This window comes from Stenotrophomonas sp. YJH_SMC_17 (assembly GCF_059371655.1).
This window is the reverse complement of record NZ_JCAFUU010000006.1, coordinates 20,453-41,678: the sequence shown is the minus strand read 5'-3', so window position 1 is coordinate 41,678 and position 21,226 is coordinate 20,453. Positions and strand designations below refer to the sequence as shown.

Sequence of the window (21,226 nt, the reverse complement as noted above, 5' to 3'; positions counted from 1 at the left end):
GCCCCGCCGGCAGGTGTCGACCTTGGTCGACACACGTCAGACGACCGGCGCCGGCCAAGGTCGGCCGCTACCGAAGCCGAGCCTGGGCTCGGCGCTACACGTATACCTTGGCCACGCGCTTGACCGCGCACGGCAGCTGGTAGGCACTCACGCCACAGCGCGGCGCCAGTTCGGACAGCGTCGGCGCAGTGCCCCACAGCTCCACCACGCTGCCGACGCCGGCCTGCGGATGCGCGGTCAGGTCCACGGTCAGCATGTCCATCGACACGCGACCGATCAGCACACCGGGCTGGCCGTCGATCAGCACCGGGGTGCCGTTCGGCGCAAACTGCGGATAGCCATCGGCATAACCCAGCGCCACCACGCCAACACGCGTGCGTGCCTTCGACACGAAACGGGCGCCATACCCCACCGGCTCGCCGGCGTCGATCCAGCGCTCGGCAATCACCTTGGACTGCATCGTCATCACCGGGCGCAGCCGCGCGGTGACCTCCGTAGCATCCGGCAGCGGGTTCGCCCCGTACAGCATCAGGCCCGGGCGCACCCAATCGCTGCGCACGTCCGGCCAGCCCAGCAGCGCGGGTGAATTGCACACGCTGGTCTCGCCCTGCAGGCCGTCGGTGGCACGGGCGAAGGTCGCGGCCTGTTCGTGGGTGCGTTCGCTGTCCAGCTCGTCGGCACGTGCCAGGTGGGTCATCAGCACGATGCGCTCGACCTGCGGCAACGCCGACAGGCGCGCATGCGCGGCACGGAAGCTGTCCACGTCCAGGCCGAGCCGATGCATGCCGCTGTCCAGCTTCAGCCACACCGTCAGCGGACGCGGGCTGTCGAAGGCGGCCACGGCGTCCAGCTGCCACGGCGAACCAACGGCGAACCAGAAATCATGCTCGGCCACCAGCGCCATGTCGCTGGGTTCGAAGATGCCTTCCAGCAGCAGGATCGGCGCACGGATGCCGGCCTGGCGCAGTTCCAGCGCTTCTTCAATGGTGGCCACGCCGAAGCCATCGGCGTCGTCTTCCAGCGCTTGGGCACAGCGCACCGCGCCATGGCCATAGGCATCGGCCTTGATGATCGCCAGGGCCTTGCCACCGCCCAGTTCACGGGCGAGCCGGTAGTTGCTGCGAAGAGCGCCCAGGTCGATCAGCGCGCGGGCAGGACGCATGTGCGGTTCTCGTGTTGCGGCGCGTGACCGTACTGGCCGTAGCGGAAAATATCCAGACCTTCCGTGCTGATCTGCGGCTGGCGCGCGCTCATCAGGTCGGCCAGGTAGCGACCCGAACCGCAGGCCATGGTCCAGCCCAGCGTGCCGTGACCGGTATTGAGGTACAGGTTGCGGAACGGCGTGGCACCGATCACCGGCGTGCCGTCCGGCGTGGCCGGGCGCAGGCCGGTCCAGAACTGCGCCTTGGCCACATCGCCGCCCTTCGGGTACAGGTCGCGCACGACCAGTTCCAGGGTCTCACGGCGGCGCTGCGACAGCGACAGGTCGAAACCGGCCACTTCGGCCATGCCGCCCACACGGATACGGTTGTCGAAGCGGGTGACGGCCACCTTGTAGCTCTCGTCCAGGATGGTCGAGGTCGGCGCCATCGCCGGGTCGGTGATCGGCAGGGTCAGCGAGTAGCCCTTCAGCGGGTACACCGGCAGGCGCATGCCCAGCGGCGCGACCATGGCCGGCGAATAGCTGCCCAGCGCCACCACCACCCGGTCAGCGCTTTCCACCCGGTTGCCGACGCGCACGCCGGTCACCCGGTCGCCATCGAACTCCAGGCCGGTGATGTCCTGGTCGTAGCGGAATTCCACGCCGGCGTCGGCGGCCAGCTGGGCCAGGCGGCGGGTGAACAGCTGGCAGTCACCGGTCTGGTCGCGCGGCAGGCGCAGTGCGCCCACCAGGCCATCCACATGGGCCAGCGCGGGCTCGGCCTGGATGATGCCGGCGCGGTCCAGTACTTCGTACGGCACGCCGTACTGGGCCAGGATCTCGATGTCCTGCGCCGAAGCGTCCAGCTGCTGCTGGGTGCGGAACAGCTGGGTGGTGCCCAGGTCGCGGCCTTCGAATTCGATGCCGATCTGCGCGCGCAGTTCGTTCAGGCAGTCGCGGCTGTATTCGGACATGCGCACCATGCGCGCCTTGTTGATCGCATAGCGCTCATGCGTGCAGTTGCGCAGCATCTGCCACAGCCAGCGGTACTGGGCCAGGTCCATGCCCGGCTTGATCGCCAGCGGCGCGTGCTTCTCGAACAGCCAGCCGATCGCTTTCTTCGGCACGCCCGGGGCCGCCCACGGCGAGGTGTAGCCGAACGACAGCTGGCCGGCATTGGCGAAGCTGGTCTCCAGCGCCGGGCCGGGTTGGCGGTCGATGACCGTGACTTCAAACCCGGCCTGTCGCAGGTACCAAGCACTGGTGGTGCCGATCACGCCGCTGCCGAGAACTAGGACTCGCATGGGACTTCTCCAACCCGATCATTCCCTGCACTGGAGCGCGCCGGGACCATAATTGGGGAAGTATAGACAGCCGATACCAGTTGATTTGCCTGATTTGAAATCAACCGGCAGGATGTTCTCCTGCAATTCATTCCCCAAGGTTGACGGCGATGGCCACCCGTACCCGCGAACTGGACAAGATCGACCGCAAGATCCTGCGCATCCTGCAGGCCGAGGGCCGTATTTCCTTCACCGAGCTGGGTGAGCGGGTCGGCCTGTCGACCACCCCATGCACCGAGCGCGTGCGCCGGCTGGAACGCGAAGGGGTAATCACCGGCTATCACGCCCACCTGGACCCTGCGGCGGTGAAAGCCAGCCTGCTGGTGTTCGTGGAGATCAGCCTGGCCTACAAGTCCGGCGACATCTTCGAAGAGTTCCGTCGCGCCGCCCTGAAGCTTCCCAACGTGCTGGAGTGCCACCTGGTGTCAGGCGACTTCGATTACCTGCTGAAGGCACGGATCAGCGAGATGGCCTCCTACCGCAAGCTGCTCGGCAGCACGCTGCTGACGCTGCCGCACGTACGTGAGTCGAAGAGTTACATCGTGATGGAAGAGGTGAAGGAGACGCTGAGCCTGCCCATTCCGGATTGAGCCGGCTTGCGGGGGGGGGTCAGAGCCCGCTGTGCGGGATCCGACCCCGGTCAGGAGCGGCAAGAGGGCTGGATCCCGCAACGCGGGCTCTGGCCCCGGATCCGTCAACGCTGCTGCGGATGCTTCTGCGATCGCTGCTCCTGCTGCTTGCCGCCCTTGTGCGGCTGCTGCTGATCCATCTGCTGCTGTTGCTGCTGTTGCTGCTGTTGCTGCGGGTTGCGGCCCTGCGGTTCCTTGCCGGGATGACGGTTCTGCTGGTTCTTCATGATCGCGATCCAATGGACAAAGGAGAAGCGGCGGCGGAATGCCGGCGCAGGCTCACGGTGGTCCCGGGTCGGTTAATCGCAGGCGAAAAAGCAGTGACCGGCAGGATGTTGTTTTCGAAGGTTCAGCTGCGCCGCCTGTCGTGGCGCGGCCTTACCGGACCTGCTGGCCGTCGCCCTGCGGCACGCTGTCGAGATAACGCCCGGTGCGCGAGTCAAACACGCGGTTGGGACCGGCCGGGCGCACCCCGGGAATGATGCGGCCGTTGCGGTCGTACACCTTGTCGGCCGGCTTCGGTGCCGCCATCGGCGCGACCTGGGCCGGCCCCGTGGACTTGATCGGCTGCGCCGGCTGCGGCGAAGGCAGCACCTGCGGTTGCGGGCGCGCGGCTTGTGGCGGCGGCGGCACCGGCGCGGGCGCCACGGTGGTGGTGCTGCGGGTGGCGGTCGGATCAGCGGTCGGCACCTGGCCCAGCGCCAACGCAGGCAGCAGGGCCAGCAACAACAGTGGAAGGGTCGGTTTCATGGCACGCTCCGGCGTGGATCGTCTTTACCATGCGCCTGCCCCCGTGTGCCCGCCATGAACGGCCATCACACTTGCAAGGTTGCGCCATCACCCCCACGTTTTCCCGCAACCCCAGGCCATCGACCCCACGGAGCGCCGCCATGACTGCCTTCGATCTGACGCCCCCCACTGCCACCCAGACCGAGGCGCTGGTCGCCGGCCTCAGCAGCGAGGAACGCCGCGTGCTGCTGCAGCACGGCACCGAGGCCCCGTTCTGCGGGGTGTTCCTCGACAACAAGCGCGAGGGCGTCTACTGCTGCCGGCTGTGTGCGCTGCCGCTGTTCCGCTCCAGCACCAAGTTCGATTCGGGCACCGGCTGGCCCAGCTTCTTCGCGCCGTTCGACCCGGCGCATGTGCGCGAGATCCGCGATACCAGCCACGGCATGGTCCGCACCGAGATCACCTGCGCGCGCTGTGGCAGCCATCTGGGCCACGTGTTCCCGGACGGCCCGCCGCCCACCTACGAGCGCCACTGCCTGAACTCCGTCTCACTTTCGTTCACCGGCAACGGCGAACCGTGGCCTGACCCGTTGCAGCGCGGCGGCGCCGAAAGCGGCGTGGCGGGCTGAAACACCCCGCTGACCGATTTCACAGAATTCCCTCTTCAGAAAACCAGCGGATGGGCCGACAAGGAGATATCCCCGCTCCTTGCGTCGCGCCATGCTCATCATCGTTGGATTCCTGGTCGTCATCATCAGCGTGCTGGGCGGCTACCTCGGCGCACATGGCCGCCTGGGGGCGCTGTGGCAGCCCTACGAGCTGGTCATCATCGGCGGGGCCGCGCTGGGTGCATTCCTGGTCGGTACCCCGGCCAAGACGGTCAAGCAGACCCTGCAGGCGATGGTCGGCGTGTTCAAGGGCCCGCGCTACAAGCAGCAGGACTACATCGATGTGCTCAGCCTGCTCTACGAACTGCTCAACAAGGCCCGCCGCGAAGGCTTCATGGCGCTGGAAGACCATGTCGAGCGCCCGGCCGAAAGCGCACTGTTCGGCAACTACCCCAAGGTGCAGGCCGATCACCACCTGATCGACTTCATCACCGACTGCCTGCGCCTGATGATCGGCAGCAACATCGAGCCGCACGAGCTGGAGCCGCTGCTGGAACTGGAGCTGGAAAAGCACCACGCCGAAGCCATGGCACCGTCGCAGGTGCTGACCAAGGTCGCCGACGGATTGCCCGGTTTCGGCATCGTGGCGGCGGTGCTGGGCATCGTCATCACCATGGGCTCGATCGGCGGCGACATCGTCGAGGTCGGTGGCCACGTGGCAGGTGCGCTGGTCGGCACCTTCCTCGGCATCCTGCTGGGCTACGGTTTCGTCGGCCCGATGGCAGCGGCGATGGAAGCACGCGCCGAACAGGACAGCCGCATCTACGAATCGGTGAAGACCGCCCTGCTGGCCTGCCTGCGCGGCTACAACCCGAAGATCGCACTGGAGTTCGCCCGCAAGACGCTGCCGTCGAACGTGCGCCCGGCCTTCTCCGATTTCGAGCAGCACCTGAAGACGGTCAAGTAAGCCATGGCCGAGAACAAGCCCACCGTCATCGTCCGCCGGGTCAAGAAGGCCGGCCACGCCGCCCATCACGGCGGCTCGTGGAAGGTGGCCTACGCCGACTTCGTGACCGCGATGATGGCCTTCTTCCTGGTGCTGTGGCTGATGGCCACCACCAACAAGAACGACCGCGCCGCCATTTCCGAGTACTTCCGCAACCCCAGCCCGTTGAGCGGGCAGAGCGCCACGCCGGCGCCCGGCATGGCCGGACCGGGCGGCGCCAGTACTTCGATGATCAAGCTGGGCGGTGCCACCGACATTTCGCGTGGCAACAGCAACGATCCCTTCAAGAACCAGAAGGAAGCGGTGCCGCAGCCGGTGGACCAGCAGCAGCGCGACAAGCAGCAGCTGGAAGCACTGATGAAGGAACTGCAGGAAGCGATCAGCAAGAGCCAGGCACTGGAGCCGTTCAAGGACCAGCTGCTGCTGGACCTGACCCCGGAAGGCCTGCGCATCCAGATCGTGGACAAGCAGAACCGGCCGATGTTCGATCTCGGCAGCGCCACGCTGAAGCCCTATACGCAGCAGATCCTGCACGAGCTGGCCAACTACCTGAACCACGTGCCGAACCGGATCAGCCTGACCGGCCACACCGACATCACCGCCTATTCCGCCGCACGCGGCTACGGCAACTGGGAACTGAGCGCCGACCGTGCCAATGCCGCACGGCGCGCGCTGATCGATGGCGGCCTGGAGGACAGCAAGATCACCCGCGTGGTCGGCCTGTCCTCCTCGGTACTGTTCGACAAGGCCGACCCGCAGAATCCGATCAACCGCCGCATCAGCATCGTGGTGATGACCCAGGCCGCCGAAGCGGCCGCCCTGGCCGGTGCCGGCCCGCAGGTAGGGTTGTCGGCGCCGACCGCCGACCCGGATGTGCAGGCCGCGCAGGCGCCGGCGCGATGAACCAGGGTCAGATCCCTTTCCCATGGAAAGGGATCTGACCCCACCTGCGCGCGGCCGCTACAATGGCGGTCTTTCCGTTTCCAGGTGATCCCACCCCATGTCCCAGAACTCCAAGGCCAAGCGCGACAAGCGCAAGAAGCAGCAGGCCAAGCGTCCGTTTCTCCGCCTGAACGCCCAGCAGCAGGTGCAGAACCATGCCGTGCTGACCAACGAAGACGGCCAGGTGGTTGCGGCCATCGGCCTGCAGGGCCGTGAGTGGCTGCTGGCCATCGGCGGCCAGACCATGGGCAACGCCGAGAACCCGGTGCCGATGCTGGCCATGCTCAAGCACCTGGCCAACGTGCAGGAAAAGGAAGGCCGCAAGGTCAACCTGGAATATTCCGAGCTGCTGCAGAAGCTGCTGGACACCCTGGCCGAAGAGTCCGGCCAGACCGCTGACGAGTACCTGGACACGCTGGTCGCCGAGTTCGAAGGCGTCGACGCTGCTGAAGGCGAGGAAGGCGAAGCCGCCGAGGCCGCCGAAGGTGATGTGGTTGAAGCTGCTGCCGATGCCGCGGCCACCCCGGCCGCTGACAGCGACAGCAAGCCGCAGGCCTGAACCGGCCGCGGCGGTGACGGTCTACGTCGATGACGCGGTGCATCCCTGGCGCGGACAGCGCTGGGCGCACCTGATGGCCGACACCCTGCCCGAGCTGCACGCCATGGCGGCGCAGCTCGGCATTCCACTGCGGGCCTTCCAGAACAAGGCCAGCGGTGCGCACTACGATGTCACTGCCGAGCTGCGCGCACAGGCGATCGCGCTCGGTGCACGGGCTATTTCCCGGCACGCCGACCGCGACCTGGTCAAAGCGGTGATCGCCAACGCCCGGGCGCAGTACCGGCCGTAGGCGGCGCCAAGTGACGGCTGGGTCGAGTCGACTGGGTAGAGTCGACTGTTAGTCGACTATCGCGCGCAGCGCGGGGTTTTCGCGGCCGGATGGAAGAGCAGTCGACTAACAGTCGACTCTACCCCGTCGGGTGGTCCCGTCGGGTCGTCCCGTCGGGCCGCCCCCAGCAGATCGTCCCCGGCGGATCACCCCATCCCTCAGAACGGGTCGCTGCCCAGCCGGATTTCCACGTTCAACAGCGAGCACAGCGCCAGCATCGCGTCGTCGTCGCGGGTCAATGCCATCACGCCGCTGAAGCCGTCGCTGCCGGCATCCACGCTCCACAGCGTGTAGTTGTGCTCGCGCAGGCGGTCGAAGGCGGTGGACATCAGCTGCACGCTGTCCAGGTCTTCGGCGAAGTCCTCGTCGTCCAGGTCACCACCCCAGTCCAGCTGCAGGTTGAAGCGCGCCGACAGCTCGTTCACCGCCGACTGCAGCGATTCCAGGTCATCTCGCTCCACCTCGAAACCGGACTGCCAGGCAATGGCCGTGAACAGGGCCGGCAGCCAGTCGCTGTCCGCTTCCAGCGGCTGCCCGTCCTCGGACAGGTGCTCGCGCCAGCGATTGAACTGCTGCAGGGCCAGCTCTTCGTCGCCCGGGTTGATCAGCACCAGCAGGTTCCAGACCCGCGCCTCGAAGCCATCTTCGTCGAAGTCGTGGATGTCTTCCTCGAAGTCGAAATAGTCGCTGTTGTCAGGCATGGCGGAACTTCCTCTGGGGCAGGCCGGCATTCTACGGTTTATCCTGTGCCCCTGAAGCCGGCCTTGGTGGCCGTCACTGTGAACGAAGCGATGAGCGATACCCCTCCCGACCACCTGGCGATCAACCCGGCCAGCCCCTTCCATGATGCGCAGGCGCTGGAGCGCGGCGTCGGCGTGCGTTTCAACGACGTCGAGCGCGACAACGTCGAGGAATACTCGGTCAGCGAAGGCTGGATCCGCGTGCAGGCCGGCAAGGCCCGCGACCGCCGAGGCAACCCGATGACCATCAAGGTCAAGGGCAAGGTCGAGGCGTATTTCCTGGAAACGAAGCCGGAATAAGCGCGGCTCCCGCATGATCCTGGGGTCAGACCCCTTTCCTGCGGAAAGGGATCTGACCCCGATCGACGCCGCCCGACCGCAGCATCACTCGCGCTTGCGCGATTCCAGCAGGTCCAGGTTGCGGATCAGGCGCCGCGAGATCTCATCGGAGATCACCCCGCGCCGGGTCAACCGGAACAGTTCCTCGCGTTCGGCATTGAGGCCGGCGCTGCGCAGCTGGCGGTAGCCCATTTCCATGCGCCGTACCTTCTCCGGGTCCACGTCGGGCCCATCACTGTCGCGCTCCAGGTGGCGCTGGTACAGCAGGCTCACCCGTGACGCAGCGTCGTTGTACAGCTGCACGTTCTCGGTGTTCTGGTTCATCACCAGCTGCTGGCGCATGCGCTCGACCCCGGCCAGCGCGGCCTTCGACGACAGCCGGCGTGCCAGGTCCTCTTCCTTGCGTTCACCCGAATCGGCCGGCAGCTGCAGGCCCTTCAGCAGCTGCGGCAGCGCGATGCTGGCCCCCAGCAGCGAGAACAGGATCACCGACGCGGCCAGGAAGATCACCAGATCACGCGCCGGGAACGCACTGCCATCGGGCAGGAACAGCGGCAGGGTCAACACACCGGCCAGGGTGATCGCACCGCGTACCCCGGCCACCGAGGTCGCCACCACGATGCGCCAGTTCGGCGCCTCGCCGCGCTCCAGGCCACGGCGCCGCGCGCGCAGCAGGTTCCAGCGCAGCGACAGCCACACCCACAGCAGGCGCAGCGTGATCAGCGCCAGGTTGATCACCACCACGTACACCAGCAGCCACCACGCACTCTGGTGGCCGCTCTCGTTCATGGTGGTGGTGGCGCGTTCGACGATGCCCGGCAGCTGCTCGCCCAGCAGCACGAACATGATGCCGTTGAAGCTGAACTGCAGCATGTTCCAGACCCCGGCGCGCTGCACGCGCATGCTGCCGGAGACGCGGCCGGTCAGCTCCACGTAGCTCATCGCGATGCCGGCGGCGACCGCGGCGAGAATGCCCGAGGCATGGATCTCTTCGGCCAGCAGGTAGGCCGCGAACGGAATGAGCAGGTTGACCAGCATCGCCGCGCCGGGCTCTTCACCGAAGCGGCGCCACAGCCAGCGCTGGAACGTGGACACACCCAAAGTGACCGCCACGCCCACCGCCAGACCGGCCACCGCCACCCACACGAAGGTCAGCGATGCCGTAGCCAGCGAGAAGGTGCCGGTCATCACCGCCGCCACTGCGAAGCGGAAGCAGACCAGGCCCGATGCATCGTTGAGCAGCGACTCGCCTTCCAGGATGTGCATCAGGCGCTTGGGGATCGGCGCCTTGGAGGCGATCGCACCGACTGCCACCGGATCGGTGGGCGACACGATCGCCGCCAGTGCGAAGCACACCGCCAGCGGCATCACCGGAATCAGCCAGTGGATCAGGAAGCCGGCGCCGATGACGGTGAACACCACCAGGCCGAACGCCAGCTCGAGGATCGCGCCCTTGTCGCGGAACAGGCCCTGCTTGGGAATGCGCCAGCCATCAAGGAACAGCAGCGGCGGCAGGAACAGCAGGAAAAACACTTCCGGCTCGAGCGCGTGGCCGCGGTTGAACACCCCGGCGATCACCGCGCCCAGTCCGATCTGCACCAGCGGCAGCGGCAACGAAAAGGGGAGGACGCGAACCAGGTAGCCGCTGGCGACAACGGCTACCAGCATCGCCAGGACGACTTCGATGGTATGCATGCTTCTTCCAGGAAGCGGCGCGGGGGGAGGCTCGGAAGCCAGCGCCGGAAACCCGGAAAAAATTACCACATGCGACTGCAGGCGCGACGACGGGGATGGCCCGGCGTCAGCCCCGGCTCATGCCGCCCCATCGAAGCGGTACAGGTCCATGGCCAGGAAACCGGCGTCGATGCCGGCATCGATGCGACGTGCACCGAAGCCGCCCTCGCCCGCCGCGCCCATCGCGAAGAACAGCGGCAGCAGGTGCTCGTCGGTCGGGTGCGCGCGCTCGGCGAACGGGGCCTGCCGGCGATAGTCGAACAGTGCCTGGCGGTCATCAGCGGCCAGGCGCTGCTCCATCCACTCGATGAAGGGCCGCACGTACGGCGCTTCCTTGCCGTCCTGGTAGTCGCCCCAGTCGTGCAGGTTGTGGGTAATGCTGCCCGAGCCGACCAGCAGCACGCCCTGCTCGCGCAGCGGCGCCAGCGCGCGACCCAGCGCGAACTGATGCTCGGGGCCGAGCAGCGGCTGGATGGACACCGGCACCACCGGGATATCGGCCTGCGGGCGTAGCAGCCGCAGCGGCACCCACGCGCCGTGGTCGAGGCCGCGCTGCGGATCGAGGGCCACCGCCAGGCCGGCGGCGGCGATGCGGCCAGCCACGTCTTCGGCCAGCGCCGGATCACCCGGCGCCGGGTACTGCAGTTCGAACAGCGCGCGCGGGAAACCGCCGAAATCGTGGATGGTCGGAGGCTGCGGATGCGCGCCGACCAGCGGCTGCCGGCCCAGCCAGTGCGCCGAGGCCATCACGATGGCGCGCGGAGTCGGCAGATCGCGGGCCAGCTCGGCCAGGCGCACGCCGACCTGGCCCGGATGCAGGGCGGTCATCGGCGAACCATGCGAGATGTACAGCGAAGGCAGGCGGAACATGGAATTCTCCAGTTGCAGGATCAGGCGGCGATCAGCGCGAACGCAGGGTCCACTTGCCATCGCCGACCAGGAACAGCACCACCAGCGCCAGCGCCCAGAAGGCCGGGTATTCCCAGCCACCGCCGGCGTTGGCGAAGCTGAAGCCATTGGCGCCGTGCACGTTGACAATGGTGCCCAGCAGCAGCGGCACACCGGCCAGGCCGATCCAGCGCGCGTAGATACCCAGCAGCAGCGCGGCGGTGATCGCCAGTTCGACGCCGATGGTGAGGTAGCCGAGCACGCCGGGCAGCCCCAGCGACTCGAAGAACGCTGCCGTACCGGCCGGGGTGAACACCAGCAGCTTGGTCAGCGCGTGGACCAGGAACAGCACGCCCAGGGCCAGGCGCAGCAGGGTGGCGCCATACGGCGCCAGCGGCGAAACAGGAGCAGTCGTGGTGTGCATGGGGAAGCACCTCGGAAGGAATGGGTACAGGTTATTGCGCCTTCACGAGCCGATAAATACGATCGCTTGACCGTATTTATTTCAAAAGTCGCAACAATGGACACCCTCGAGGCGATGCGTGTGTTCGTGGCGGTGGTCGAGCGCAACGGCTTCAGCGCCGCCGCCCAGGCCTTGGACATGTCCACGGCCGGCGTTACCCGCCAGGTCGCCGCGCTGGAAAAACGCCTGTCCACCCGCCTGCTCCACCGCACCACGCGCCGGGTCAGCCCGACCAGTGCGGGCGCAGCCTACTACGCCCAGTGCGTGCGCCTGCTGGCCGAGTTCGACGCGCTGGAGGCCAGCATCGGCGCCCAGGCGCTGGAGCCCTCCGGCACCCTGCGCATCAACGCACCGGTCAGCTGGGGCATCGCCCGGATGGGACCATTGCTGGCCAGCTACCGCCAGCGCTTCCCGCAGGTGGAGCTGGATCTGGCGCTGTCCGACCGGCTGGTGGACATGGTCGAGGAAGGCTACGACGTGGCCATCCGCATCACCCGTGAGCCGAGCCCGGCACTGATCGCGCGCCGCCTGGGTGAATCGCGGGTGAGCCTGTGCGCCGCACCTTCCTACCTGGCCGCGCATGGCACGCCACAGACACCGCAGGAGCTTCAGGCGCACGCCTGCCTGAGCTACAGCTACTGGGCCGCCGGTGACCACTGGCCGCTGCAGGGGCCCGGCGGCGAAGTGAAGGTGGCGGTGAGCAGCCTGCTGCACGCCAACAACGGCGACGTGCTGCGCGAAGCGGCGATTGCCGGCATGGGGGTGATCCTGCAGCCGGATTTCCTTCTGCAGGATGCACTGGCCGATGGCCGCCTGGTGCGCCTCCTGCCTGACTGGGAGGCGGCGCCGATCGGCATCTTCGCCGTCTACACCAGCCGCAGCCACCTGGCACCGAAGGTGCGCAGTTTCATCGATCACCTGATCGAAACCGGGGTGTAAGGGTGCGTCCGCAGGGTATGGTCCAGCGCTACCGGCGCATGGATGCGCCGACGTTTCCTGCGGATATGGCCCGGTAGAGTCGACTGTCAGTCGACTCCCGCGCGTCGCGCGCGTTTTTCTGCCAAACGCCAAGAGCAGTGGACCAACAAGAGCAGTCGACTCTACACGTCGCCGGCTCCTACTCCGGAGCCCGGCCTAGGCCGCCACCTCGTCCAGCGCATCGATGATCCGCTCCAGCGGTGCCGGCCGCCCCAGCAGGTAGCCCTGCACCTGGTCACAGCCGTGCGCGGCCAGCCAGTCCAGTTGCCCCGGTGTCTCCACGCCCTCGGCGATGATGGTCAGCCCCATGCTGTGGCCCAGTGACAACAGCGCGCGGCAGATCGAGGCATTGCGCGGATTGGTTTCCACGTCCGCCACGAAGCTGCGATCGATCTTGAGGATGTCCAGCGGCAGGTGCTGAAGGTAGGACATGCTGGAATAGCCAGTGCCGAAATCATCCAGCGACACGCTGATGCCCTGCTCGTGCAGGCGCTGCATGGTCTGCATCGCCTGCGCCGGTTTGCGCATCAGGCTGCTCTCGGTCAGCTCCACATGCAGCGCGCCACGGGCCAACCCGAACTCCTGTTGGGCGCGGGTGAACTCGGCCACCAGATCGCTGTTGAAGAACTGCACCGCCGACACGTTCACCGCAATCGGCAGCTCGCCCCAGCCGGCCTCGACCAGCCGCCGCTGCGCCTTCGCTGCCGCGTGGATCACCCACCGGCCCAGCGCAAGAATCAGCCCGGTCTCCTCGCACAGCTGGATGAACTCGTTGGGCGGAATGAAGCTGCCGTCGGCCTGCGGCCAGCGCAGCAGCGCCTCCAGCGCCGCCGGACTGCCATCGCTGGCATGCCGGATCGGTTGGAAGTACAGCTGGAACTCGTTGTCGATGGCCGCATGGATGCGCCCGGCCAGGCGCAGCCGGTCGGCCAGCCGCGTGGTCACCGCCGCGTCGAACCACACCACGACGTTGCCCTCGGCGCGCGCCGCATGCGCCGCCTGCGCGGCCATGCCGATCACCTGCTCGGCGCTGTGGCCGTCACCGGCGATGTGCACTGCCACGCCGATGCGTGGCTCGAACTGGTGCAGTGAATCCTTGCCGCGCATCGGCGCCGACACGATCTGCAGCAGGTCGTCCAGCACGCGCTGGGTATCGTGCTCGGCACCGATGGCGAACACGAAGTCCTCCGCCGGCTGGAAGGCCAGCGTGCCGCAGCGTGCGCCCAACCCGCCCAAGCGGGTCGCCATCGACTGCAGCACCGCATCACCGATCTCGCGGCCCAGCGTATCGGCTACCAGCTGCAGGCCACGCAGCTGCACGAACGCGATGGTGTAGCCCTGTTCCTGCTCATCCAGCTGTTCGGTCAACGCACGTACGTTGAGCAGGCCGGTGGCCGGGTTGTGCCGCGCCTGGTAGGCCAGGTCGCGCTCGTAGGCCAGCCGTTCGCTGACATCCTCGGCCAGCACCAGGCAGGCCGGCTGGCCATCGAAATCGAGCTTGGACAGGTGCGCGCGCACTTCGAACACGCTGCCGTCCTTGCGCCGGTGCAGGCGCACCGCCGCGTCCTGCAGCTCACCCACGCGGGCCCTGGCGATCGCTCCCTTCACCTCGTCCCAGCCTTCGCGTGGGCGGATGTCGAGGATGCTCATCGCCAGGAATTCCTCGCGGCTGTAGCCGTACTGGCGCACCGCCGCGTCATTGACCTCGATGAAGCGCAACGTGTCCGGGTCGAACACCCAGAACGGCGCCGGGTTGCGGTCGAACAGCAGGCGGAAGCGGCGCTCCACTTCGCTCATCTGCTCGCGCGCCTGGTAGCGCTCGCTCAGGTCGGTCAACGCGCCGATCATGCGTCGTTCACTGTCGGCCACCTCCACCCGCTGTCCGCGCGCACCCACCCAGCGCACGTCACCACCGGGCAGCACCAGGCGGAACACCTGGTCGAGCACCGCACTACCGGCGAAGGCCTGGTCAAAGGCCTGCTGCAGGCGTGCGGCATCATCACGATGCACGCGGGCGAAGAAGTCGGCTACCGGCAGCGCATCGGTCTGCACACCGAAGATCTCGCGTGCCAGGGGGGACCAGCGCAGCAGCGCGGCATCCTCGTCCACGTACCAGGTGCAGACACGCCCGACCTGATGGGCCAGGCGCAGCTCGGCATGGCCGGCCTTCAGTTCTTCGGCCATCGATTGCTGGCGGCGGGTCGTGCGGCGCACCGCATACAGCAGCACGAGCAGCACCGCGATGTAGGCCAGCACAATCACCACCGACGCCTGCAGGTAAGGCCACCACGGCGCAAGGACGTCCTCGTCGGCCAGGCCGATCTGTACCGCCAGCGGGCTGCGGTCGAGCGTACTGATGGTCGTGATGCGCGGCACGCCATCGACCACGCCGGGCAGGCTGCCCAGCTCGACCACGGCCTGCGTGCCGAGCAGATCGCGCCGTGGCAGATCGTAGCGACGGCCTACCGTGCCATGCGGATCGGGCACGCGCGCCAGCATGTACCCCTCGGCATCACTGATCGAGACGAGCCCATTGGGGCCGACATCCAGGCCGCCCGCGATGCGCTGCAGTTCGCCGCAGCGCAGCCGTGCCAACAGCCAGCGCTCACCCACCATCGGCAACGCCAGCGGCACCACCCAGCCGCCGTCGCTGGCACGCTGCGGCGGCCCGATGTACAGCGCGCTGCCCTGCCCCCTGCGCAGCGGGTCGGTCCACAGCGGCAGCTGCAGGTCGCCGCGGCCGGCAGTCAGCGCGCGCCCGTGGCTGTCCAGCACCACGATGCTGTGCAGCTCAGCGTGGCGGCGCAGCACGCCACCGATGGCGGCATCCAGCAGTGCCGGCGCCTGTGCCGGCACGCTGCGGAACAGTTCGGCGGCATCGGCGGCAACGCCCGACATCGCCCGCTCCAGGTTGCGCAGCTCCATCGCCAGCAGCCGCTCACTGCCCACCGCCAGCGCCCGGCTCTGCCGTTGCGCGGCTTCCAGCCGGCGCTGATGGTCGTTGACCAGCATGGTGGCCAACCCGGCCACCAGCAACACGCCCAGCAGCACGCCGCCCCAGGTGATGGCGCGCAGCGGCCGGGCCAACGCCCGTTTCAGCGCGGGCATCGGTCGGTCTTCCTTGTGCAGTCGGCTGGCTTCATGCGCGAACGAATCCTCCACGTCCCCGACCTCAACGGCCGGCGGACGCCATTCTTGACGCCTGACCCCGTCCTGCATGGCCACCTCCCCGTGTCCGCGCAGGGCTCCAGCGCCCAGCATGCACCACCCCGGTGACGGCGTGAAGATCGCTTCGGCGCGTTCAGCCAGATCCTGCACAGGACAGGTGGCACAACGGAACGACCAGGCCGGCCGGCGCGGATTAGACTTGGGGTTTTCCGCTGCAAGAGAAGTCCATGTCCAAGCTGCGCCGTCCCACCCTGGCACTGGCCATCGTTGCCAGCCTGTCCCTGGCTGCCTGCGACCGTCCGGCCGATCAGGCCGCTGGCACCGCCAAGCCCGCCGAGGCGGCCCCCGCTGCGGCAAAGCCGATGCTGGGCAGCTTCGGTTTCGATGCCAGCGGCATGGACCGCAGCATCGCCGCCGGCGATGACTTCTTCGGCTTCGCCAACGGCACCTGGGTGAAGAACACCGAGATTCCGGCCGACCGTTCGCGCTTCGGCAGCTTCAACGTCATTGCCGAAAAGACCCTGGCCGACACCCGCGCCATCCTCGAAGGCGCTGCCGGCAACGCGCAGGCCAGCGGTGACGACAAGCTGATCGGCGACTACTACGCCGCTTACATGGACGAAGCCGGCATCGAGCAGCACGGCATCGCGCCGGTGCAGCCGCAGCTGAAGGCCATCGATGCGATCGCCGACAAGGCGGGCCTGGCCCGTGCGCTCGGCGGCGACGTGCGCGCCGACGTCGATCTGCTCAACGCGACCAACTTCTACACCGACCGCCTGTTCGGCCTGTGGGTGTCGGTGGACATGCTGCAGCCGGACCGCACCGCGCCCTACCTGGTGCAGGGTGGCCTGGGCATGCCCGACCGCGACTTCTACCTGGGCGATGGCCGCATGGCCGAGCTGCGCAAGCAGTACCAGGCCTATATCGCACAGATGCTGCAGCTGGCCGGCGTGGCCGACCCGGCCGGCAAGGCCCAGCGCATCCTGGCGCTGGAGACCAAGATCGCGCAGGCGCACGCCACCCAGGAAGAGACCAACGACGTGACCAAGGGTGCCAACCCCTGGACCCAGGCCGACTTCACTGCCAAGGCACCGGGCATGGACTGGAACGCCTTCCTCGATGCGGCTGCGCTGGGCAACCAGCAGGACTTCATCGTGTGGCAGCCCAAGGCTGTGGCCGGCCTGTCCAAGCTGGTCGCCACCGAACCTTTGGACGTGTGGAAGGACTACCTGGCCTTCCACGCGCTGGACCGTGCCGCCGCCTACCTGCCGAAGAAGTTCGCCGATGCCCGCTTCGCCTTCCATGGCACCGCGCTGAGCGGCACGCCGCAGCAGAGCGACCGCTGGAAGCGCGCCGTGGATGATGCCAACCATGCGGTGGGTGAAGCCATCGGCAAGCGCTACGTCGAGAAGCACTTCGACGCGAAGACCAAGGAGCGCGCGGACGAGATGGCGAAGAACATCATCGCCGCCTTCGCCAAGCGCATCGATGCACTGTCGTGGATGTCGCCGCAGACCAAGGCGCATGCCAAGGCCAAGGTCGCCGGCCTGACCGTGGGCATGGGCTACCCGGAGAAGTGGCGCGACTACACCGGCCTGGAGATCCGCCGCGATGACGCGCTGGGCAATGCACAGCGCGCCGAACTGTTCGAATACCAGCGCAGCATCGCCAAGCTGGGCAAGCCGGTCGACCACAGCGAGTGGGCGATGCTGCCGCAGACCATCAATGCGATGAACGTGCCACTGGAAAACCGCCTGGTGTTCCCGGCCGCGATCCTGCAGCCGCCGTTCTTCGACGGTGCCGCCGACGACGCGGTGAACTACGGTGCGATCGGCGCGGTGATCGGCCACGAGATCAGCCACGGCTTCGACAACGCCGGTGCACTGTTCGATGAAACCGGCAAGCTGCACAACTGGTGGACCGCCGAGGACCTGAAGCAGTTCAACGCCGCCGGTGATGCGCTGGCCGCGCAGTTCAGCAGCTACGAACCGTTCCCGGGCGTGCATGTGAACGGCAAGCTGACCCTGGGCGAGAACATCGCCGACGTGGCCGGCCTGGGTACCGCCTACGACGCCTACCAGCTGTCGCTGCAGGGCAAGCCGGGCCAGACCCTGGAAGGTTTCACCCCGGACCAGCGCTTCTTCCTCGGCTTCGCCCAGGCCTGGCGCAGCAAGAGCCGCGAGCAGGCGCTGCGCAACTCCCTGCTGACCGATGTGCATGCACCGGGCCAGTTCCGCGCACTGACCGTGCGCAACATCGACGCCTGGTACCCGGCGTTCGAAGTGAAGGAAGGCCAGAAGCTGTACCTGGCCCCGGACAAGCGGGTCAAGGTGTGGTGATGTAATGGGAACGGGCGCCGCAAGGCGCCCGTTTCATTTTCCGGTAGCGGCCAACCTTGGTTGGCACATGCCTCGCCCTGGTGGGTGCCGGCCTTGGTCGGAGCAGGAATCCACCCATGGGGTGGATCTAATCGCGCAGGCTCGCCGCTGCCAGCAGAGCGCTCGCAGCCAACACCGCCGCCGCCCACAGATTGGCGTGCAGCCCGATGCCATCAAGCAGCCTGCCACCGGCCCACGCCCCCAACGCGATGCCGATGTTGAACACGCCCACGTACAGCGCAGTGGCGATCTCCACCGCGTGCGGCACCGCCTTCATCATCCAGCTCATCAGGCCGACCGACACGCCACCATAGGCCAGGCCCCACAGCAACAGCACCGCAGCGCCGCCCGACGGGGAGTTGCCCACCCACAGCAACAACAGCGGCGTCAGCAGCAGGCCACACGCGATTGCCAGCAGGATGCCTCGTGGATGGCGAGCGGCCAGCGGCCCGGCGATGAAGTTGCCCGCGATGCCCGCCATGCCATAGGCGAACAGCAGCGCGCCGATCCATGCGGCATCCACGCCCGATTGCAGGGTCAGCAGCGGGCGTACATAGGTGAACGCAGTGAAGTGGCCCGTTACCAGCAGCAGCGTCAGGCACAGGCTGCGCTGGAGGCCACGGTGTCCAAGCAGTTGCACGAACTGCGCCGGCCGTACCGGCGCCGCCACCGCCAACGCGGGAAGCACTGCAAGATGCAGCCACAGGATCACCGCACTGAACAATGCCATCGCCGCGAACGCGAAACGCCAGCCCAGCGCGTCCCCGATCAGCGCGCCCAGCGGCACGCCCAGCACCGATGCTGTGGCCACGCCGCCGAAGATGATCGAGGTGGCCAGGCCGATGCGATGCGCCGGCACCAGGCGCGCGGCCAATCCACCGGCGATGGCCCAGATGCCGCCCATGCAGAATCCGACCAGCACGCGCGCCGCCAGCAGCCAGGCGATGCCGGGCGCCAGCGCGGAGGCGATGTTGGCCACCATCAGCAGGCCGAGCAATGCGCACAGGATGCGGCGACGATCGATGCTACCGGCAACGATCACCACCAGCGGTGCGAACAGCGCCGCCAGCAGGGCCGGTAGCGAGATCATCAGTCCGGCGGTACCGGTGGACGCACCCAGGTCATCCGCGATCGGGGTCAGCAGGCCGACCGGCAGCATTTCGGTGGTGACCACCGCGAACGTGGCAAGGCCGATGGCGAAGACCGCCCACCACGGGTGACGGGCCACGGGCACGGTCTGTGCGGGCGAAGCAGCGCTCATCGCGTGGCCTCCGCGGCACGGCCGGACACGCCTGCGTCTGGCAGCGCGTGCTGCGCGAACATCGCGATCAGCAGCACGCAGGCGCCGGCGATCAACGCGACGAGAAAACCCGGGCGCACGCCCGCGGCATCGACCACCTGGCCCGACACCGCCGCGCCCAGCGCGACACCGATGTTCAGGCCGGCCAACAGCCAGGTCATGCCCTCAGTGAGGCGTGCAGCCTGCACGCATTGCTCGACCAGCGACATCGCCACGATCATCGTCGGTGCGAAGAACGTCCCCGCCAGCATCACCGCGATGGCCAGCGATGGCAGGTTGCCGACCCACAGCAGCGGCAGCGCGGTCAGCGCTGTGGCCGCTGCACCCCGCAGCAGCAATCGGCGGAGCGGCACCTGCAGGTTCAATGAACCGAACAGCAGGCCTGCGCCACAGCTGCCCACCGCGTAGGCCGACAGCACCAGACTGGCGGCCAGCGGCTGCCCCCGCTGTTCGGCGAATGCCACGCTGGTGATGTCGACGGTGCCGACGATCACGCCCATCGCCAGCATCAGCAACGCCAGCAGGCGGATTTCCGGTTGCCGCAGCAGCGAGCGTCGCGATGCTGTGGCATCAAGGGCCTGCAGCGGCGGCTCGGTACGGCGTTGCAGCACCAGCGCGGCAACACCGGCCAGCAGCAGCACGGCCGCGACCAGCACGCCGGCCTGCGGCCACACCGCCACCGACAATCCCACCGACAGCGGTGGCCCCGCGATGAACGTAACCTCGTCGAACACGGTCTCCAGCGAGTACGCGGCCTGCAACTGCGGTCCACCGCGATGGATCGCGGTCCAGCGCGCGCGCACCATCGCCGACACACTGGGCATGCAGCCCGCCAGCATCGCCGCAACGAACAGGGTCCAGTCCGGCGCCGACAGTACGGTGCAGGCCAGCAACGCCAGCAGGCCGGACGCGCTGGCTGCAGCCGCCCACGGCAGCACCCTGCCCTGGCCGTGGCGGTCGACCCAGCGCGACACCTGCGGTGACAGGAGCGCGTAGGTCAGCACGAAGGTGGCCGAGACCGCACCGGCCAGGGCATAGCTGCCGCGCAGCTGCGACAGCAGGGTGATGATGCCGATGCCGGTCATCGGCAATGGCAGGCGGGCCGACAGCCCGGCCAGGGCAAGGCCGGTGGTGCCGGGGGCGGCGAACAGGTCGCGGTAGGGGGTAGCCATCAGGATCTCCAGGGCAGCGGCTTGCCTGGCGCACCCGGCGCCACGACAATACATACATAGCGTATGAATAAGAGGCTACATTCATACGCACCGTATGTAAATAATCATGCACTGCGTATGCAAGGAGCTCCGGATGGTCCGTCGTACCCGCGCCGAGATGGAAGAAACCCGCGCCAGCCTGCTGGCCACTGCCCGCCGGGTGTTCAGCGAGCACGGCTATGCCGCCACCTCGATGGATGACCTGACCGCCCAGGCAGGACTGACCCGGGGGGCGCTGTACCACCACTTCGGTGACAAGAAGGGACTGCTGGCAGCGGTGGTCGCCCAGCTCGATGCTGAGACCGATGTCCGCCTGCAGGCGATCAGCGACGGCGCCGATGACGCCTGGGACGGCTTCGTGCAGCGTTGCCGTGCCTATCTCGAAATGGCGTTGGAACCGGAGATCCAGCGCATCGTGCTGCGCGATGCGCGCGCGGTGCTGGGTGGTGCCTCACCGGAATCGCAGCGCCACTGCGTGCACTCGATGCAGCGCCTGATCGAACAGTTGATGGCGCAGGACGTGGTGGCACCGGTAGATGCGCAGGCGCTGGCGTCGCTGATCTACGGCAGCCTGGCCGAAGCCGCGTTCTGGATCGCCGACGGCGAAGATGGCGACATGCGCCTGCAGCAGGCGACGGCGGCGCTGGAGATGCTGTTGCGTGGGTTGAAGTCTGCCGTGTGAAGCCCATCCACGCATGGCGTGGATCTACTGCGGAATCCGCTCGGGTGGATGCCAACCCTG

General features: G+C 67.7%; 21 protein-coding genes. 10 read left to right on the top strand and 11 right to left on the bottom strand.

Annotation, left to right across the window (positions count from 1 at the left end; genetic code table 11):
- Nucleotides 1-94: 94 nt before the first annotated feature.
- Together alr and AC5P8Z_RS15785 are read right to left on the bottom strand one after the other, a co-directional pair.
- Nucleotides 95-1,162 carry an alanine racemase gene (alr, locus tag AC5P8Z_RS15790; RefSeq protein WP_295568329.1) on the bottom strand — a complete coding sequence of 356 codons (1,068 nt, stop codon included), beginning with the start codon at nucleotides 1,160-1,162 and terminating at the stop codon, nucleotides 95-97.
- Entirely contained in the window at nucleotides 1,141-2,445 is a 1,305-nt protein-coding gene (locus AC5P8Z_RS15785) for a D-amino acid dehydrogenase (RefSeq protein WP_495229473.1), read from the bottom strand. Before AC5P8Z_RS15785 ends, alr begins: the two co-directional genes overlap by 22 nt.
- A gap of 149 nt (nucleotides 2,446-2,594) precedes the next feature.
- On the opposite strand from AC5P8Z_RS15785, the gene AC5P8Z_RS15780 reads away from it, so the two are divergent.
- Entirely contained in the window at nucleotides 2,595-3,074 is a 480-nt protein-coding gene (locus AC5P8Z_RS15780) for an Lrp/AsnC ligand binding domain-containing protein (RefSeq protein WP_005407919.1), read from the top strand.
- A 104-nt stretch (nucleotides 3,075-3,178) separates the two neighbouring features.
- On the opposite strand, the gene AC5P8Z_RS15775 is transcribed toward AC5P8Z_RS15780, so the two are convergent.
- Both AC5P8Z_RS15775 and AC5P8Z_RS15770 read right to left on the bottom strand, forming a co-directional pair.
- Nucleotides 3,179-3,340, bottom strand: a complete 162-nt coding sequence (locus tag AC5P8Z_RS15775) for a hypothetical protein (RefSeq protein ID WP_495229472.1) — start codon at nucleotides 3,338-3,340, stop codon at nucleotides 3,179-3,181.
- Between the two features lie 151 nt (nucleotides 3,341-3,491).
- The gene (locus tag AC5P8Z_RS15770) at nucleotides 3,492-3,863 is read right to left on the bottom strand and encodes a classical arabinogalactan protein 4 (protein WP_495229471.1); all 372 of its coding nucleotides are present in this window, start codon (nucleotides 3,861-3,863) and stop codon (nucleotides 3,492-3,494) included.
- A gap of 140 nt (nucleotides 3,864-4,003) precedes the next feature.
- Here AC5P8Z_RS15770 and msrB point away from each other — a divergent pair, with 140 nt between their 5' ends.
- The 5 genes from msrB to AC5P8Z_RS15745 all read left to right on the top strand — a co-directional run bounded on the left by msrB (nucleotide 4,004) and on the right by AC5P8Z_RS15745 (nucleotide 7,246).
- The gene (gene msrB / locus AC5P8Z_RS15765) at nucleotides 4,004-4,471 is read left to right on the top strand and encodes a peptide-methionine (R)-S-oxide reductase MsrB (protein WP_005412124.1); all 468 of its coding nucleotides are present in this window, start codon (nucleotides 4,004-4,006) and stop codon (nucleotides 4,469-4,471) included.
- A gap of 91 nt (nucleotides 4,472-4,562) precedes the next feature.
- Nucleotides 4,563-5,417, top strand: a complete 855-nt coding sequence (gene motA / locus AC5P8Z_RS15760; RefSeq protein WP_008264562.1) for a flagellar motor stator protein MotA — start codon at nucleotides 4,563-4,565, stop codon at nucleotides 5,415-5,417.
- Between the two features lie 3 nt (nucleotides 5,418-5,420).
- Nucleotides 5,421-6,359, top strand: coding sequence for a flagellar motor protein MotB (gene motB, locus AC5P8Z_RS15755; protein WP_495229470.1), 939 nt, complete (start codon nucleotides 5,421-5,423; stop codon nucleotides 6,357-6,359).
- Between the two features lie 97 nt (nucleotides 6,360-6,456).
- A complete protein-coding gene (locus AC5P8Z_RS15750; protein ID WP_295568338.1) occupies nucleotides 6,457-6,957 on the top strand; it encodes a hypothetical protein in 501 nt (166 codons plus the stop codon).
- A gap of 13 nt (nucleotides 6,958-6,970) precedes the next feature.
- Entirely contained in the window at nucleotides 6,971-7,246 is a 276-nt protein-coding gene (locus tag AC5P8Z_RS15745; RefSeq protein ID WP_049432338.1) for a DUF4031 domain-containing protein, read from the top strand.
- A gap of 197 nt (nucleotides 7,247-7,443) precedes the next feature.
- On the opposite strand, the gene AC5P8Z_RS15740 is transcribed toward AC5P8Z_RS15745, so the two are convergent.
- Entirely contained in the window at nucleotides 7,444-7,986 is a 543-nt protein-coding gene (locus AC5P8Z_RS15740) for a DUF6630 family protein (RefSeq protein WP_495229469.1), read from the bottom strand.
- Nucleotides 7,987-8,076: 90 nt separating this feature from the next.
- Between AC5P8Z_RS15740 and AC5P8Z_RS15735 the strand changes: the two genes are divergently transcribed.
- Nucleotides 8,077-8,325, top strand: coding sequence for a DUF3297 family protein (locus tag AC5P8Z_RS15735; protein WP_012509930.1), 249 nt, complete (start codon nucleotides 8,077-8,079; stop codon nucleotides 8,323-8,325).
- A gap of 84 nt (nucleotides 8,326-8,409) precedes the next feature.
- Here the strand turns inward: AC5P8Z_RS15735 and AC5P8Z_RS15730 are convergent, their stop codons facing one another.
- The 3 genes from AC5P8Z_RS15730 to AC5P8Z_RS15720 form a co-directional block, all read right to left on the bottom strand.
- The gene (locus AC5P8Z_RS15730; RefSeq protein WP_049432345.1) at nucleotides 8,410-10,059 is read right to left on the bottom strand and encodes a Na+/H+ antiporter; all 1,650 of its coding nucleotides are present in this window, start codon (nucleotides 10,057-10,059) and stop codon (nucleotides 8,410-8,412) included.
- A gap of 117 nt (nucleotides 10,060-10,176) precedes the next feature.
- Nucleotides 10,177-10,968, bottom strand: a complete 792-nt coding sequence (locus tag AC5P8Z_RS15725; RefSeq protein ID WP_495229468.1) for a dioxygenase family protein — start codon at nucleotides 10,966-10,968, stop codon at nucleotides 10,177-10,179.
- A 31-nt stretch (nucleotides 10,969-10,999) separates the two neighbouring features.
- On the bottom strand, nucleotides 11,000-11,410 hold the full coding sequence (locus AC5P8Z_RS15720; protein ID WP_495229467.1) for a DoxX family protein: 411 nt from the start codon (nucleotides 11,408-11,410) through the stop codon (nucleotides 11,000-11,002).
- Nucleotides 11,411-11,506: 96 nt separating this feature from the next.
- On the opposite strand from AC5P8Z_RS15720, the gene AC5P8Z_RS15715 reads away from it, so the two are divergent.
- On the top strand, nucleotides 11,507-12,388 hold the full coding sequence (locus AC5P8Z_RS15715) for a LysR family transcriptional regulator (RefSeq protein WP_295568345.1): 882 nt from the start codon (nucleotides 11,507-11,509) through the stop codon (nucleotides 12,386-12,388).
- Between the two features lie 195 nt (nucleotides 12,389-12,583).
- Here AC5P8Z_RS15715 and AC5P8Z_RS15710 read toward each other — a convergent pair whose 3' ends face one another.
- Entirely contained in the window at nucleotides 12,584-15,646 is a 3,063-nt protein-coding gene (locus AC5P8Z_RS15710) for a bifunctional diguanylate cyclase/phosphodiesterase (protein WP_495229466.1), read from the bottom strand.
- Between the two features lie 176 nt (nucleotides 15,647-15,822).
- On the opposite strand from AC5P8Z_RS15710, the gene AC5P8Z_RS15705 reads away from it, so the two are divergent.
- Nucleotides 15,823-17,934 (top strand): M13 family metallopeptidase, encoded by a 2,112-nt coding sequence (locus AC5P8Z_RS15705; RefSeq protein ID WP_286070810.1) that lies wholly within the window; start codon nucleotides 15,823-15,825, stop codon nucleotides 17,932-17,934.
- A 127-nt stretch (nucleotides 17,935-18,061) separates the two neighbouring features.
- Here the strand turns inward: AC5P8Z_RS15705 and AC5P8Z_RS15700 are convergent, their stop codons facing one another.
- Complete coding sequence (locus AC5P8Z_RS15700) at nucleotides 18,062-19,234, bottom strand: MFS transporter (RefSeq protein ID WP_495229465.1); 1,173 nt, start codon at nucleotides 19,232-19,234, stop codon at nucleotides 18,062-18,064.
- A complete protein-coding gene (locus tag AC5P8Z_RS15695) occupies nucleotides 19,231-20,445 on the bottom strand; it encodes an MFS transporter (RefSeq protein ID WP_495229464.1) in 1,215 nt (404 codons plus the stop codon). The genes AC5P8Z_RS15700 and AC5P8Z_RS15695 overlap by 4 nt, the downstream gene beginning before the upstream one ends.
- A gap of 133 nt (nucleotides 20,446-20,578) precedes the next feature.
- Here AC5P8Z_RS15695 and AC5P8Z_RS15690 point away from each other — a divergent pair, with 133 nt between their 5' ends.
- Nucleotides 20,579-21,166, top strand: a complete 588-nt coding sequence (locus AC5P8Z_RS15690; RefSeq protein WP_495229463.1) for a TetR/AcrR family transcriptional regulator — start codon at nucleotides 20,579-20,581, stop codon at nucleotides 21,164-21,166.
- Nucleotides 21,167-21,226: the final 60 nt, after the last annotated feature.